Here is a 14,528-nt window from a genome sequence, read left to right as displayed (position 1 = left end):
CACAAAGGCTGCACAGATCCCTGTGGGAGCCGGCTTGCCGGCGATGGAGGCAACACAGAAACATCACGTGTCACTCCATTTACGCCTCGCCCGCTGAGGGAACTAGCCTGACCTGTCATCAACAGGAGCAGGCATATGGATAGTCCTCATTCCGATCAACTCAGGCGTGGCAGGTTCTCCGAACCAGGCAGGCTTTACCTGCTCACCAGCAAGACCTTGAACCGCGTGCCGTATCTGGTCGATCTGCGATCGGCTCGGTTGCTGATTGCGCAGTTGCGCACTGTGGAGCAAGAAGGCATCGCCCGTTCGCTGGCCTGGGTTGTGATGCCAGATCATTTTCACTGGCTTGTGGAGCTTGGGGACGTGGATCTGAAAACGCTGATGCGCAGGGTCAAGTCGCGCAGTACGCGGATGATCAATGGATATCAGAGGCGCACCGGTCGCCTGTGGCAGCAAGGCTTTCATGATCGGGCATTACGGCGTGAGGAAGATGTGCGCGCTGTTGCGCGCTACATTGTCATGAATCCCAAACGGGCAGGCTTGGTTGAGAGGATCGGCGATTATCCGCATTGGGATGCCATCTGGCTTTGAATGGGTAGCTGTCATGGTTGCCTGTGCTGGCCTCATCGCCGGCAAGCCGGCTCCCACAAAAGCTGCTCCGATCCCTGTGGGAGCCGGCTTGTCGTGGCGACGAAGCGCGGCGAAAGGGCCGCATAGCGGCCCCGGCAATTCTGATTTGGTACAGAGATCTTGGGGCAGCTCTGCAGTACAGGGATTGCGTTTGGCTCAGGAGGCTTAGTTCAACACCCGCGCCGGCTCATCCGGCGGCAGGTTGTCCCGCCCACGCGGCTGTTTCGCCTGCCCGGGCACCGAGCCGCCCAACTGTTCGGCCAGCTGCTGCGCAACATCCTCGCCCAGCGCCTTCGACACATCCCGCACCACCCGCGGACGGTTCAGCGTCACGCGGCGGTCCTGGCTTTTCACCAGCTTGGTGTCCTGCCCCTCACCCATGGCGGTGAACGCCGAGGTGATCTCGTAGGTGCGGGTGTTGATCAGGCTGAAGTCGGCGACCACGGTCAGGCCCAATACCGCCGAGTAGCTGTCGGTGTGATCCAGCGAGTTGATGTCCTGCTGGAAGTCGATGTCCGACAGGGTGCCGAACAGCACGTAGTCGGCGCCCTTGAACGCACCGTTCTTGATGCGGCGGATCACGTCGTACACGTCTTCCTTCGAGTCGGCGGTGTAGGGGCGGCCCTGGACCAGTTGGAACATGCCGGTCTTGAGGATCTCACCCTTGATGTCGCCACCGAACTTGCGCAGTTCGGTCTGCTCGATGTAGCTGTTGAGGCTCTCGTACTCGCTGTAGCTCGACTGGCCGCTGGCGTGGTACATGCCAGCCTGGCCGCTGCTCTGGGCGTTGATGGTGTGGATGTATTCCTCCACCTGCGCCTGGTAGGCCAGGTCGGTCACCGCCACCTTGGGGGCCGCCTGCGCGCCGAAGGCGCAGGCCAGGCCAATGATTGCCATCCATGCACGCATCGATCAGCGCTCCGTGGTCTTGCGGATTTCTTTTTCGTCCATCCACTCGGCCAGGCCGCTTTCCACGTCGATCAGCTGCAGGCTGAACTTGTAGAACACGTCCTTGTAGTCGCTGCTGCGCTTGACGATCGAGCTGATGGAGCCTTCCAGGCGGTACTTGGCGGCGATCATGTTGCCGGTCTTGGCCACGGTCTTCTTCTTGTACAGGCCGCTCTGGTTCTGCAGCTTGAGCTGGTCGACCTGGCTCTGCATGTCGGTGTTGTCGCTGGCGAAGCGGGCGGCGCCGGACTTCATCAGCTGGGTCTTGATCGAGGTGGTGATCTCGCGGGTATCGATGTACTCGCTGGTCTTGTTCTTGACGTCGTACACCTGCACCACCGGGCGGCCGTGCAGCACGCCGGACTGGGCCAGCGAGCGGGTCATGCTCTCGGCGATCATCTGCAGGTCGGTGGAGCCGAACTCGTTGGTGACCAGCTCGACAGCCTTGCTGTCGCCGTAGCTGATGTTCTTGCCGCCGAGAACCGGCGAAGGGGTGCTGCAGCCGCTGACCAGGGCAATGGCGAGGGCGGCGAGGGAAAGGCGTGCAAACATCGAATGTGCTCCTGAAAGGGGTTACCGGGTGTGGACTTCGAGGCGGAAGTCGCGGGCTGCGGGGGTCGGTGCGATGGCGGGCAGGAACTTGGCCTGCTTGCCGTACAGCGGCAGGGCTTTCCAGCTCTCTTCATCGGCCACCGGGAAACCATCGCTGCCTAGCCAGGCGAAGCGGTAGAACAGGGTCTGGTTGCTGCGGCTGCTGTTGGTCAAAGCCACGTTGACGGTGAGGTAGCCGTTTTCGCGGGCGACGCGCATCTGGCCGATCTCGATGTCATCCAGCTGGCCCATGGTCACCACCTTGCTGGCGGCGCTGCCGGGGGCAGGGGGTGGAGTGGCGCAGCCGGCCAGGAGGGCGACGGCGGCCAGGGCGAGGCATGTTTTGCGCATGTTCGATCCTTGGGTTACTTGAGGCTGGCGACAGCGGTGGCTGCGGCCTGCGGGGCGACTTCGACGGACGGGCCGCCAGCGAACACGCGGTTGCCGACCACGCGCAGGCTGACCACCTGGTAGGGGCGATCGACTTTCACCGTGACTTGGGTGCCGCCGAGGCTCGACGGCAGGCTCAGGTGGTGTTCGCCCTGTTTGAGGCGTACACGGGCCACCTGGGTTTCGTCGGGCAGGGTGCGCCAGGTGCGGGTATCGGCACCCTCCAGCACGGTGGAGGCGATTCCCACCACCAGCCCGGCCATCGGGTTGGACTGGTTCAGGTTCTTCTGTGCCACGCCACGGCTGATGGCGCGCACGCTGGTGCGCAGGATGATGCCCGGCATGTCGTCGCGCAGGGCGCGGCGCGACATGGCGGTGGTGCTGTTGAGCGCGGTCAGGGCCAGGGCCTTGTCGTTGAGCTGGATCTCGCTCAGGTGCGCGGTGGAGGTGTCTTCCTTGATGATCGGGAACGACAGCGGGGTGATCACCAGGTTGTCCTGGATCGGCAGTGGCAGCGGGATACGGATCGAATCGCGGGCCGGGGCCAGGCCGGTCTGCACCACGATCAGCACGTCGCTTTCACCGGCTTTGGCGCTGCTCTTGTCCAGCGCCAGCAATGCCTGGTCCAGCAGCGCTGTGTTCGGGCGCAGCTCGGCGGCCTTGCGGTAGCCCGGCGCGGCCAGGCCTTTCTCGCCGAGAGCCTCGTAGACAAAGCCGGAGAGGTAATGGCTGAAGGCGCTCTGGTAGCTGTTCTTCAGGCCGACCACCTCAGGGGCGTCGAGGCTGGCGACCGGGTAACCCTGCAGGTCCTTGTATTCGGTCTTGATGCCTTCCTTCTCTGCCTCTTCCTCGCGCTTGAGGTATTCCTTGTCGCGCAGCTCGGCGATGATCGCTTCGCGCTCGTGGGTCTTCTTGATCTCGGTGCGGGCGCCGTCGAAATCGTTCTGCGCCAGCAGGTTCAGGGCCATCTGCGTGGTCAGCATGACTTTTTCGTAGTCGTAGCCTTCGTAGCGGCGGACCTTGTCGTTGACCAGGTAGCTGCCGAACTGGCTCAGGTACTTGTCGGTGTCGAACTTGACCGACTCCTCCCACTGGAACACCACGCTGTCGGCGGCGCGCCAGGCGTCCTGGCTGCCCTTGAGGTCGCCCTTGGAGCGCAGCAGCTCGCCTTTCTCGAAGTAGTAGAGCAGGTCTTTCTTGTCGCCCTTGTTGTTGCTTTCCAGCAGGGCGAGGGCGGCGTCGACATTGCCGGCGGCCAACTGCTTGTTGGTCTCCTGCAGTTCGCTGTCGTAGCTGCGGAACACCGAGCAGCCGGTGAGCTGCACGGCGGCGACCAGGGTCGCCAGGGTGAGGGCGCGGGATACCATCGGACTTCTTCTTTCCCTGAAACGGTTGGCCGCGTGGGCGGGGGCGGCAGATCCCTCTGTTTTATCGCCAGAACCTCTCGATGGAGGCGCCTTGATTGCTAATGGCTATTACGGCGGCGCGGGATTATACCCAAAGTAGTAGCTACGTGATGGCGAATTGCTTCGCATTTTCTGCAGGCGTGCCATCAGTCGGAAAACCGCTTGCCAGGCTGTCGACCGGTCAATTTGTCGCAAGATTTTTCATGAAATATGCGGTTGAGCCTTGAGCGGGGGGGGAGTGGAAGTGAACAATGTTCTCTTTCGTATTTCCGTCGAGATTGGCCATGATTTCCCGTTCCCGTCTGCTTGCCTGGCTGCCTGCCCTGTTGCTTGGCCCGGTACTGGCGCTGTGCAGCACCCCGACGCTGGCCGAAGCACCGGCCGAGGCGACCAAGGCGTTGCATCTGCTGGACTACATCGGTGCCGACTACCCGCCAACCGTGCGCGACGGCAAGGTGGTGGACGACGGGGAATACCGCGAGCAACAGGAGTTCAGCGGCGTGCTGGCCGAGCTGGTCAAGGGGCTGCCCGAGCATGCCGAACGCGGCGCCCTGGAGCAGGGTGTCCAGAGCCTGCGCCAGGCCATCGACCAGCGACAGGATGGCGCCGGTGTTGCTCGCCAGGCCCGCCAGCTGGGTGCACGCCTGGCCGTGGCCTACGAGGTCAGCCAGGCACCGGTGATCACCCCGGACCCGGCCCGCGGCGCATCTCTGTATGCCCAGAATTGCTCGATCTGCCACGGTGATACCGGCCTGGGCGATGGCCCGGCCGGCGTCGGCCTGGAGCCTGCGCCGGCCAACCTGCGCGATGCCGCGCGCCTCGACCAGCTCAGCCTGTTCGACCTGTACAACACCCTCGGGCTGGGCATCGAGGGCACCGAGATGCCCTCGTTCGCCGACCAGCTCGACGAGCGCCAGCGCTGGGACGTGGCGGCCTATATCGCCAGCTTCACCGCCGATCCGCAGGCGGCCAAGAGCGACAAGACCTGGAACCTCGCCGATCTGGCCCGGCAGACCCCGGCCGAAGTTGCCGCCAGTGAAGGCGCAAACGCCGTGGCCGCGTTCCGCGCCCAGCGGGCGCAACCGCCGCAGGTCAAGCGTGGCCCGGCGCAACTGCTCGAGTACACCTCCAGCACCCTGGACAAGAGCCTGGCGGCCTACCGCGCCGGCGACCACGATCAAGCTTATGATTTGTCGGTGGCGGCCTATCTGGAAGGCTTCGAGCTGGTGGAAAGCTCGCTCGACAACATCGACACCCAGGCCCGCAAGGACACCGAAAAGTCGCTGATGGCCTACCGTCAGTCGCTGCAGGACGGCCTGCCGGTGGCCCAGGCCGACCAGCGCCTGGCCGAAGCCAAGGTCAAGCTCGAACAGGCCTCGAAGCTGCTGGGCAGCGATGGCCTGAGCTGGTCGTTGAGCTACATCTCTGGCCTGTTGATCCTGCTGCGCGAGGGCCTGGAGGCGATCCTGGTGCTGGCGGCGATCCTCGCCTTCCTGCGCAACACCGGCCAGCAGTCGGCGGTGCGCAGCGTCAACGTCGGCTGGGCCTTGGCGCTGGTCGCCGGTTTCGCCACCTGGGCCCTGGCGGCCTATGTGATCGATGTCGGTGGCGCGCAGCGTGAACTGCTCGAAGGTTGCACGGCGTTGTTCGCCGCGGTGATGGTGCTGTGGCTAGGCGTGTGGATGCACGACCGCCGCCACGCGGCCGCCTGGCAGGACTACATCAAGAGCAGCCTGGTCAGTGGCGGCGGGCGCTTCGGCTTTGCCGTGCTGGCGTTCTTCTCGGTGTACCGCGAGCTGTTCGAGGTGATCCTGTTCTACGAGACCCTTTGGCTGCAGGCCGGCCCGGCTGGCCACCAGGCGGTTCTGGCAGGCGGTGCCACGGCGCTGGTGCTGCTGGTGGGCCTGGCCTGGGTGATTCTGCGCGGCTCGGCCAAGCTGCCGCTGTCGCTGTTCTTCAGCATCAACGCGGCTTTGCTCTGTGCGCTGTCGGTGGTGTTCGCCGGGCACGGCGTCAAGGCGCTGCAGGAGGCCGGCGTGCTGGGTACGCGGCCGGTGGCGTTCTTCGAGTTCGACTGGCTGGGGATCCACGCCGATCTCTACTCGCTGAGTGCGCAGGCGGTGGCGTTGCTGGCTATCGTGTTCCTCTATGGACGCAGCCGCTTGGCCGAGAAGCGCCGGGCGGCGGCCAGCTGAGTCCGTGCAGGGGGAAGGGGTGGTGCGCCGCCGCCCCGCGATGAGGCTGGGGCTGGCATAATGTCCGTCTGTTCAGGCGCTATCGCGGGGCAAGCCCGCTCCCACGACGTCACTGCCCGGAGTACAGGATTAATCCCATGCGTGTATGGATCGATGCCGACGCCTGCCCCAAGGCGGCCAAGGACCTGATCGTCAAGTTCGCCCTCAAGCGCAAGCTGGAGGTGGTGATGGTGGCCGGCCAGCCGCAGATCAAGCCGGCTTTCGCCTGCGTGCGGCTTATCGTGGTGCCCAGCGGCATGGACGCGGCCGACGACTACTTGGTGGACAATGCCGAGCCCGGCGAGCTGGTGATCTGCAGCGACGTGCCACTGGCCGACCGCTTGATCAAGAAAGGCGTGGCCGCGCTGGACCCGCGTGGCCGCGAGTTCGACGAGCGCAACATGGGTGAGCGCCTGGCGGTGCGCAACCTGTTCACCGAACTGCGCGAGCAGGGGCAAGTGGGCGGCGGGCAGGCGCCGTATGGCGAGCGCGAGAAGCAAGCGTTCGCCAATGCCCTTGACCGGATTCTGGGACGGCTTTCCAAGCGTTAAGTACGTGGGGCTGCCGGTTCCCGCATCTGTAGGTGATCCTGTGGGAGCCGGCTTGCCGGCGATGGCCTGCGTAGCAGGCCTTCGAGGCCTTACTTGTCACCCTCGTGGGTCAGCTCCAGCACCCGGTCCACCAGCTTGTAGATGCCACCCGCCGCCTCGCTGATCGACTTGGCCAGCATGTACGCCGGGGTAGTCACCAGCTTGCGCTGGGTGTCTTCGACAATGTCATGCACATCGCATTCTTCATGGGTGCCCCCCATCTTCACCACCGCCGCGCTGGTGCCGGCGTCAGTGCCGATGGTGCAGACCACGCCCGGCCCATAGATCTTCGCCGCCAAGGCCGGCGAGATGCAGATCAGCCCGACCGGCTTGCAGGCGTCGGCAAACGCCTCGGCCAGTGCCAGCACGTCCGGTTGCACGGTGCAGTTGGCGCCTTCGATGGCAAAGTTCGACAGATTCTTCGCCGCGCCGAAGCCTCCCGGCACGATCAGGGCGTCGAAGTCCTCGACCTTGGCTTCGCGAATGTCCTTCACCTCACCACGGGCAATGCGCGCCGACTCCACCAGCACATTGCGCGATTCCGGCATCTCTTCCCCGGTCAGGTGGTCGATCACATGCATCTGCGCGATGTTCGGCGCGAAGCACTGCACCTGGGCGCCGCGCTGGTCCAGGCGCAGCAGGGTGATCACGCTCTCATGGATTTCGGCGCCGTCGTACACGCCGCAACCGGACAGAATCACCGCAACTTTTTTTGTCATGCTCAATACTCCAGTGTCGAGGCGCTAAATGTCCTCTAGTTTGGCAGATGTAGCCATGGGATTTGCCCTTCGCCGGGCCTAATCTTCGTGAACAACCTTGGAGGTGGCCGTTCATGGACCTGATTCTGCTGGCCGTGCCGTTCTTCTTCGTGCTGATCGCGGTGGAGCTGATCGCCGACCGCGTGCGCGGGCGTCGCAACTACCAGCTTGCCGACTCGATCAACAGCCTGAGCACCGGTGCGCTGTCCACCAGCACCGGGCTGCTGACCAAAGGGGTGGGGCTGGTCACCTATGCCGTGGCATGGGAGCACCTGGCCTGGTTGCGGCTGCCGGCGGATGCCTGGTGGGTGTGGGTGGTCGCCTTCGTACTTTACGACCTCTGTTACTACTGGCTGCACCGCCTGGGCCACGAGCGCAACATCCTGTGGGCAGCGCACTCGGTGCATCACCAGAGCGAGGAGTACAACCTCACCACCGCCTTGCGCCAGACCAGTAGCGGGTTCTTGTTTTCCTGGATCTTCTACCTGCCGCTGGCGCTGCTGGGCGTGCCGCCCCTGGTGTTCATCACCGTGGCATCGCTGAACCTGCTGTACCAGTTCTGGGTGCACACCCGCCATGTGCCCAAGCTGGGCTGGCTCGAGTGGATTTTCATCACGCCGTCCAACCATCGCGTCCACCATGCGCAGAATCCTCTGTACTTGGATCGCAACTACGGCGGCGTGTTCATAATCTGGGACCGGCTGTTCGGCACCTTCCAGGAAGAGGACGAGCGCGAGCCGGTGATCTTTGGCGTGACCACGCCTTTGGCGAGCTGGAACCCGCTGTGGGCCAACGTGCAGTTCTATGCCCAGCTGTGGGACGACGCCCGGCGAACGGTCCGTTGGTGGGACAAGCTGCGCATCTGGTTCATGCCCACCGGCTGGCGGCCGGCGGACGTGGCCGCCGCTTATCCACAGGCCAAGCAGGACCTCGCCGCGTTTCGCAAGTTCGCGATCCCGCTGGGCGCTGCGCAGCAGCTGTACGTCACGGCGCAGTTCGCGGTCTACGTCGCGTTGGGCAGTTATCTGATGGAGGTGGCGGAGCAGGTGACGCCCGCGGCCCTGGCATTGGGCTGGATGGTGATGGCGTTCGGGCTGTTCGTGCTGGGCGTGGCGCTGGAAGACCGGGCCTGGGCAGGGCGCCTGGAACTGGCGCGCCTGCTGTCGAATGCGCCCGCGCTGTATCTGGCCGGCGCGCTTGGCTTAGTGCTGGTCACGCCGTTGTTCTGGCTGCTGCTGCTCGGCTACAGCTTGCTCAGCCTCGGCGGCCTGGCCCTCTGCCGCCGCGCGACGCTCGGCGCGGCTATTGCGAAAGCGCCGACGCAGCCAGAGCGCGAGGCCCAGCACCAGCAGGCCGCCGAGCACCCATAGCTCGTATTTCTTGATGCTGCCCAGCATGCCTTCGAGGATGGCGCCGAAGTGGTAGGCAGCCAGGCCCAGAGCCAGGGCCCAGACTGCGGCGCCGATGCCATTGAGCAGCAGGTAGCGGCGTGGCGGGTAGCCGGACAGGCCGATGGCCACCGGCATGACCGTGCGCAGGCCGTAGACGAAGCGGAAGCTCAGCACCCAGATGTCCGGATGGCGGCGGATATGCTCCAGCGCGCGGTCGCCCATGGCCTGCCAGCGAGGCTTGCGGGCGAGGATCTTGCGTCCATGGCGGCGGCCCATGAAGTACCACAGTTGGTCACCGGCGTAGCTGCCACAAAAGGCTACCAGGACTACCAGCTTGATATCCATGTATTCGCGGAACGCAAGAAACCCGGCGAGCACGAGGATCGTCTCGCCCTCGAAGAACGTGCCGAGAAAAAGGGCAAAATAGCCGAAATCGTTCAGGAATTGTTGAAGCATTTTCTGGCGTGCTGGCGAAATGAACGCGCAGCCTACCCCTTCGGGCGCGATCGGGAAAGTGTCCAAATGTGTCTCGACGTGAACATTTCCTACAAGGACAATGACTGCGGCCACAAGTCGCAGGGTTGCCCTCGGGTGTCACACAGGCGTCATAATGGCCGCTTATAACTGTCGCGCTCGCCCGCCTGCGCGGGCTCAGGAGTCTGCCGTGAGCTTTACCCCCGCCAATCGTCTGTTTCCTGCCACCCGTCTGCGTCGCAATCGTCGGGACGAATTCTCCCGTCGCCTGGTGCGCGAAAACACCCTGACCGTCGATGACCTGATTCTTCCGGTATTCGTACTGGACGGCGAAGGCCGCCGCGAAGAAGTGCCGTCCATGCCGGGCGTCGAGCGCCTGTCGATTGACCTGTTGCTGGAAGCCGCACAGGGGTGGGTAGAGCTGGGCATTCCGGCGCTGGCGCTGTTCCCGGTGACCCCGACCGAAAAGAAATCCCTCGATGGCGCCGAAGCGTGGAACCCGGACGGCATCGCCCAGCGCGCCACCCGTGCCCTGCGTGCCCGCTTCCCGGAGCTGGGGGTGATCACCGACGTGGCCCTTGACCCGTTCACCACCCACGGTCAGGACGGCATCCTCGACGAGGAAGGCTACGTGCAGAACGACATCACCGTCGACGCGCTGGTGCGTCAGGCGCTGTCCCATGCAGAGGCTGGCGCCCAGGTAGTCGCCCCATCGGACATGATGGACGGCCGTCTCGGCGCGATCCGCGAGGCCCTCGAAGTGGCCGGCCACGTCAACGTGCGCATCATGGCCTACTCGGCCAAGTACGCCAGCGCCTACTACGGCCCGTTCCGCGATGCGGTCGGCTCGGCGCTGAACCTGGGCAAGGCCAACAAGGCCTCCTACCAGATGGATCCGGCCAACAGCGACGAGGCCTTGCACGAAGTGGCCACCGACCTCGCCGAAGGCGCCGACATGGTCATGGTCAAGCCGGGCATGCCGTACCTGGACATCGTTCACCGGGTGAAGACCGAGTTCAAGGTGCCGACCTTCGTCTATCAGGTCAGCGGCGAGTACGCCATGCACATGGCCGCGATCCAGAACGGCTGGCTCAGCGAAGCCGTGATCCTTGAATCCCTCACCGCATTCAAACGGGCAGGCGCCGATGGCATCCTGACCTATTTCGCCGTGCGTGCCGCTCAAATGATGAGAGGGCAGTAACGCTCTCCAGGAACGTCAGATGAATAACGAAGTGCTCAACCCTGTCGCGATCAAGGATGCCCAGGCCGTGCCCGAAGAGATGGTGCAGACGCCGCCCGACCTGCCGGCGGTAGCGCAGCCGGAACCTGTCGCTGAAGCCGCCCCTGCTCCAGCGCCTGCGCCTGCGCCGGCTCCGGCGATCGCCGTGCCGAGCCTGGACGACAGCAGCCTGTACATTCATCGCGAGCTTTCGCAGCTGCAGTTCAATATCCGCGTGCTGGAGCAGGCGCTGGACGAGTCGTACCCGCTGCTCGAGCGCCTGAAGTTCCTGTTGATCTTCTCCAGCAACCTGGACGAGTTCTTCGAAATCCGCGTGGCCGGCCTGAAGAAGCAGATCAACTTCGCCCGCGAACAGGCCGGCGCCGACGGGCTGCAGCCGCACCAGGCGCTGGCGCGCATCAGCGAGCTGGTGCATCTCGAAGTGGATCGCCAGTACGCGATCCTCAACGACGTGCTGCTGCCGGAGCTGGAAAAACACGCCATTCGCTTTATCCGCCGCCGTTACTGGACGCCCAAGCTCAAGACCTGGGTACGGCGCTTCTTCCGCGACGAGATCGCGCCGATCATCACCCCGATCGGCCTCGACCCGACCCACCCGTTCCCGCTGCTGGTGAACAAGAGCCTGAACTTCATCGTCGAGCTCGAGGGTGTCGACGCCTTCGGCCGCGATTCGGGCCTGGCGATCATTCCGGCACCGCGCCTGCTGCCGCGGGTAATCCGCGTGCCGGAAGACGTGGGTGGGCCTGGCGACAACTATGTGTTCCTGTCGTCGATGATCCATGCCCATGCCGATGACCTGTTCCAGGGCATGAAGGTCAAGGGTTGCTACCAGTTCCGCCTGACCCGTAACGCCGACCTGGCGCTGGACTCCGAAGAAGTCGACGACCTGGCCCGGGCCCTGCGCGGCGAGCTGTTCTCGCGCCGCTACGGCGATGCGGTGCGCCTCGAGGTGGCCGACACCTGCCCGAAACACCTCTCCGACTACCTGCTCAAGCAGTTCAGCCTGAGCGAGAGCGAGCTGTACCAGGTCAACGGCCCGGTCAACCTGACCCGCCTGTTCAGCATCACCGGGCTCGACAGCCACCCGGAGCTGCAGTACACGCCGTTCACCCCGGCGATCCCCAAGCTGCTCGTCAATGCCGACAACATCTTCAGTGTGATCGGCAAGCAGGACGTGTTGCTGATGCACCCGTTCGAGTCGTTCACCCCGGTGATCGACCTGCTGCGCCAGGCCGCCAAGGACCCGCACGTGCTTGCCGTGCGCCAGACGCTCTATCGCTCGGGCGCCAACTCGGAGATCGTCGACGCCCTGGTGGACGCGGCGCGTAACGGCAAGGAGGTCACTGCGGTGATCGAATTGCGCGCCCGCTTCGACGAAGAGTCCAACCTGCAGATGGCCAGCCGCCTGCAGGCCGCCGGTGCGGTGGTGATCTATGGGGTGGTCGGTTTCAAGACCCACGCCAAGATGATGCTGATCCTGCGCCGCGAGCAGGGCGAGATCGTGCGTTACGCGCACCTGGGCACCGGCAACTACCACGCCGGCAACGCCCGCCTGTACACCGACTACAGCCTGCTGACCTCCGACGACGCCCTCACCGAAGACGTCGGCAAACTGTTCAGTCAGTTGATCGGCATGGGCAAGACCCTGCGCATGAAGAAGCTGCTACACGCGCCCTTCACCCTGAAGAAGGGCATGCTCGACATGATCGCCCGGGAGACCCAGTTCGCCCTGGAGGGCAAGCCGGCACACATCATCGCCAAGTTCAATTCGCTGACTGACGCCAAGATCATCAAGGCGCTGTACAAGGCCAGCCAGTCGGGCGTGCGCATCGACCTGGTGGTGCGCGGCATGTGCTGCCTGCGTCCGGGCATCCCGGGCGTTTCGCACAACATCCATGTGCGCTCGATCATCGGCCGCTTCCTCGAGCACACCCGGGTGTTCTATTTCCTCAATGGCGGCGAGGAGCAGATCTACCTGTCCAGTGCCGACTGGATGGAGCGCAACCTCGACAAGCGCGTCGAGACCTGCTTCCCGGTGGAAGGCAAGAAGCTGTTGCTAAGGGTCAAGAAGGAACTGGAAGGCTACCTGACCGACAACACCCAGGCCTGGACCTTGCAGCCGGACGGGCGCTACGTGCGCAGCACCCCGACCGGCAACCAGAACCCGCGCAGTGCCCAGGCGACCCTGCTGGAGCGCCTGAGCAACCCGGTGCTCAACGTACGCTGAGGACGAAGCCGACCCGGGCCAGCCACTCCGCCTCGTTGGCGAAGTCGGCCTGGGTCAGCTGGTTCTGTTCCAGCCAGTTGCCAGGGAAAACCACTTCCAGGCTGTTGTCGCCGGCGTGCAGCACCACTTTCGGCATCTGCTGGGTGCCGCGGATGTGGTGGAAGAGGATGGCGAAGCGCAGCAGTACGCACAGGCGGATCAGCTTGATGCCTTCGTCGCCGAACTCGGCGAACTTGTCCTTGGGAATGTTACGGCGATGGCCGCGCACCAGCAGTGCCATCATCTGCTGGTCTTCGCGGGAGAAGCCGGACAGGTCGGAGTGCTCGATCAGGTAGGCTCCGTGCTTGTGGTAGTGATAATGGGCGATATCCAAGCCCACTTCATGCACTTTCGCCGCCCAACCCAGAAGATCGCGCCAGTTGCCCTCTTCTAGGTCCCATGCCTTGGCCACTTGGTCGAAGGCGTGCAGCGCCTTGCGCTCCACGCGGGCGGCCTGGCCTTGATCGACGTGGTAGCGCTCCATCAGCGAGTTCAGGGTGCGCTCGCGCACGTCCTCGTGGTGGTGGCGGCCCAGCAGGTCGAACAGCACGCCCTCACGCAGGGCACCGTCGCAGTGCTCCATGCGCTGCAGCTCCAGCGCGTCGAAGATCGCCTCGAGGATGGCCAGCCCCGCCGGGAAGATGGTGCGGCGATCGGGCTTGACCCCTTCGAAGTCGATCTTGTCGGTCTCGCCCAGCTTGAACAGCTTGCGCTTGACCCAGGCCAGGCCCTCGGCGTTGACCTCGCCATTGCCCAGGCCGCCGGACTTGATGGCGGCGCCGATGGCACGGATGGTCCCGGATGAGCCGATCGCCTCGTCCCAGGTCAGGCGGTGCAGGGCGTTCTCGATGCTCATCAGCTCCAGGCGCGCGGCGGTGTAGGCCTGGGCGTAGCGCGCCGGGGTGATCTTGCCGTCGCGGAAATAACGCTGGGTGAAGCTGACGCAGCCCATCTGCAGGCTTTCGCGCAGCAGCGGCTCGAAGCGCTGGCCGATAATGAACTCGGTGCTGCCGCCGCCGATGTCGGCGACCAGGCGCTTGCCCGGCGTGTCGGCCAAGGTGTGGGACACGCCCAGGTAGATCAGGCGCGCCTCTTCACGGCCGGAAATCACCTCGACCGGGTGGCCGAGGATGGCCTCGGCGCGCAGGATGAATTCGTTGCGGTTGCGTGCTTCGCGCAAGGCGTTGGTGCCGACGATGCGCACCGCGCCCTGCGGCATGCCGTTGATCAGTTGGGCGAAGCGCTTGAGGCATTCCAGGCCGCGTTGCATGGCTTCTTCGCTGAGCCTGCGCTCATCGTCGATGCCGGCGGCGAGCTGAACCTTTTCTCCAAGCCTTTCGAGGATGCGGATTTCCGTGTGATGGGCCTTGGCCACGACCATGTGGAAGCTGTTGGAGCCCAGGTCGATGGCGGCGATCAGAGACAGGTTCTTCGCGGTGGTATGCGGCATGGTCTGGAGGTTCTCGGTCGTTAACCCGGCAATCGTGCCACGATCGTGGTCCTACGCCAACGAGCGGCACGGCAAGGCTTGATGCATGGCAATGTCATAGCAATGTTATGACCGTGATATGACAGTTTCGATTCGTGGCGTCTTGCACAACTATAGTTAC

General features: G+C 64.3%; 12 protein-coding genes and 1 pseudogene. 6 read left to right on the top strand and 7 right to left on the bottom strand.

Annotation, left to right across the window (positions count from 1 at the left end; translation table 11 throughout):
• Positions 1-135: 135 nt before the first annotated feature.
• Positions 136-591 carry an REP-associated tyrosine transposase gene (locus tag LOY42_RS25550; RefSeq protein ID WP_139667809.1) on the top strand — a complete coding sequence of 152 codons (456 nt, stop codon included), beginning with the start codon at positions 136-138 and terminating at the stop codon, positions 589-591.
• A gap of 204 nt (positions 592-795) precedes the next feature.
• Here the strand turns inward: LOY42_RS25550 and LOY42_RS25545 are convergent, their stop codons facing one another.
• From LOY42_RS25545 to LOY42_RS25530, 4 genes are read right to left on the bottom strand one after another with little or no spacing between them, the layout of a single operon-like run.
• Positions 796-1,539 (bottom strand): hypothetical protein, encoded by a 744-nt coding sequence (locus LOY42_RS25545; protein WP_046857545.1) that lies wholly within the window; start codon positions 1,537-1,539, stop codon positions 796-798.
• A gap of 3 nt (positions 1,540-1,542) precedes the next feature.
• Complete coding sequence (lpoB, locus tag LOY42_RS25540) at positions 1,543-2,130, bottom strand: penicillin-binding protein activator LpoB (RefSeq protein ID WP_023632455.1); 588 nt, start codon at positions 2,128-2,130, stop codon at positions 1,543-1,545.
• 21 nt (positions 2,131-2,151) lie between these two features.
• Positions 2,152-2,520, bottom strand: coding sequence for a YcfL family protein (locus tag LOY42_RS25535; protein ID WP_038707145.1), 369 nt, complete (start codon positions 2,518-2,520; stop codon positions 2,152-2,154).
• Positions 2,521-2,534: 14 nt separating this feature from the next.
• Complete coding sequence (locus LOY42_RS25530; protein ID WP_139667813.1) at positions 2,535-3,926, bottom strand: COG3014 family protein; 1,392 nt, start codon at positions 3,924-3,926, stop codon at positions 2,535-2,537.
• A 290-nt stretch (positions 3,927-4,216) separates the two neighbouring features.
• On the opposite strand from LOY42_RS25530, the gene LOY42_RS25525 reads away from it, so the two are divergent.
• The gene (locus tag LOY42_RS25525) at positions 4,217-6,160 is read left to right on the top strand and encodes a cytochrome c/FTR1 family iron permease (protein WP_139667815.1); all 1,944 of its coding nucleotides are present in this window, start codon (positions 4,217-4,219) and stop codon (positions 6,158-6,160) included.
• Positions 6,161-6,297: 137 nt separating this feature from the next.
• Entirely contained in the window at positions 6,298-6,750 is a 453-nt protein-coding gene (locus LOY42_RS25520; RefSeq protein ID WP_023630873.1) for a YaiI/YqxD family protein, read from the top strand.
• A gap of 89 nt (positions 6,751-6,839) precedes the next feature.
• Here the strand turns inward: LOY42_RS25520 and elbB are convergent, their stop codons facing one another.
• On the bottom strand, positions 6,840-7,508 hold the full coding sequence (gene elbB / locus LOY42_RS25515) for an isoprenoid biosynthesis glyoxalase ElbB (RefSeq protein ID WP_102684975.1): 669 nt from the start codon (positions 7,506-7,508) through the stop codon (positions 6,840-6,842).
• Positions 7,509-7,621: 113 nt separating this feature from the next.
• Between elbB and LOY42_RS25510 the strand changes: the two are divergent.
• Positions 7,622-8,200 (top strand): annotated as a pseudogene (locus LOY42_RS25510) (sterol desaturase family protein); the annotation flags it as partial.
• A gap of 549 nt (positions 8,201-8,749) precedes the next feature.
• Here LOY42_RS25510 and LOY42_RS25505 read toward each other — a convergent pair.
• Positions 8,750-9,394 (bottom strand): DedA family protein, encoded by a 645-nt coding sequence (locus LOY42_RS25505; RefSeq protein ID WP_173862468.1) that lies wholly within the window; start codon positions 9,392-9,394, stop codon positions 8,750-8,752.
• 208 nt (positions 9,395-9,602) lie between these two features.
• On the opposite strand from LOY42_RS25505, the gene hemB reads away from it, so the two are divergent.
• Positions 9,603-10,613 (top strand): porphobilinogen synthase, encoded by a 1,011-nt coding sequence (gene hemB, locus LOY42_RS25500; RefSeq protein ID WP_023631873.1) that lies wholly within the window; start codon positions 9,603-9,605, stop codon positions 10,611-10,613.
• A 79-nt stretch (positions 10,614-10,692) separates the two neighbouring features.
• Entirely contained in the window at positions 10,693-12,879 is a 2,187-nt protein-coding gene (ppk1, locus tag LOY42_RS25495; protein ID WP_372241197.1) for a polyphosphate kinase 1, read from the top strand.
• On the opposite strand, the gene ppx is transcribed toward ppk1, so the two are convergent.
• A complete protein-coding gene (ppx, locus tag LOY42_RS25490) occupies positions 12,866-14,368 on the bottom strand; it encodes an exopolyphosphatase (RefSeq protein ID WP_102684972.1) in 1,503 nt (500 codons plus the stop codon). The genes ppk1 and ppx overlap by 14 nt on opposite strands.
• Between the last annotated feature and the right edge of the window lie 160 nt (positions 14,369-14,528).

The organism is Pseudomonas sp. B21-023 (genome assembly GCF_024749165.1).
In the GTDB taxonomy this organism is placed as follows: Bacteria; Pseudomonadota; Gammaproteobacteria; order Pseudomonadales; family Pseudomonadaceae; genus Aquipseudomonas.
This window is presented reverse-complemented; position numbering and strand designations above follow the sequence as displayed.

Coding starts and splice junctions, on each gene's coding strand:
- LOY42_RS25550 (WP_139667809.1), top strand. CDS start 136: ATGGATAGTCCTCATTCCGATCAACTCAGGCGTGGCAGGTTCTCCGAA.
- LOY42_RS25545 (WP_046857545.1), bottom strand. CDS start 1,539: ATGCGTGCATGGATGGCAATCATTGGCCTGGCCTGCGCCTTCGGCGCG.
- lpoB (WP_023632455.1), bottom strand. CDS start 2,130: ATGTTTGCACGCCTTTCCCTCGCCGCCCTCGCCATTGCCCTGGTCAGC.
- LOY42_RS25535 (WP_038707145.1), bottom strand. CDS start 2,520: ATGCGCAAAACATGCCTCGCCCTGGCCGCCGTCGCCCTCCTGGCCGGC.
- LOY42_RS25530 (WP_139667813.1), bottom strand. CDS start 3,926: ATGGTATCCCGCGCCCTCACCCTGGCGACCCTGGTCGCCGCCGTGCAG.
- LOY42_RS25525 (WP_139667815.1), top strand. CDS start 4,217: ATGTTCTCTTTCGTATTTCCGTCGAGATTGGCCATGATTTCCCGTTCC.
- LOY42_RS25520 (WP_023630873.1), top strand. CDS start 6,298: ATGCGTGTATGGATCGATGCCGACGCCTGCCCCAAGGCGGCCAAGGAC.
- elbB (WP_102684975.1), bottom strand. CDS start 7,508: ATGACAAAAAAAGTTGCGGTGATTCTGTCCGGTTGCGGCGTGTACGAC.
- LOY42_RS25505 (WP_173862468.1), bottom strand. CDS start 9,394: ATGCTTCAACAATTCCTGAACGATTTCGGCTATTTTGCCCTTTTTCTC.
- ppk1 (WP_372241197.1), top strand. CDS start 10,693: ATGGTGCAGACGCCGCCCGACCTGCCGGCGGTAGCGCAGCCGGAACCT.
- ppx (WP_102684972.1), bottom strand. CDS start 14,368: ATGCCGCATACCACCGCGAAGAACCTGTCTCTGATCGCCGCCATCGAC.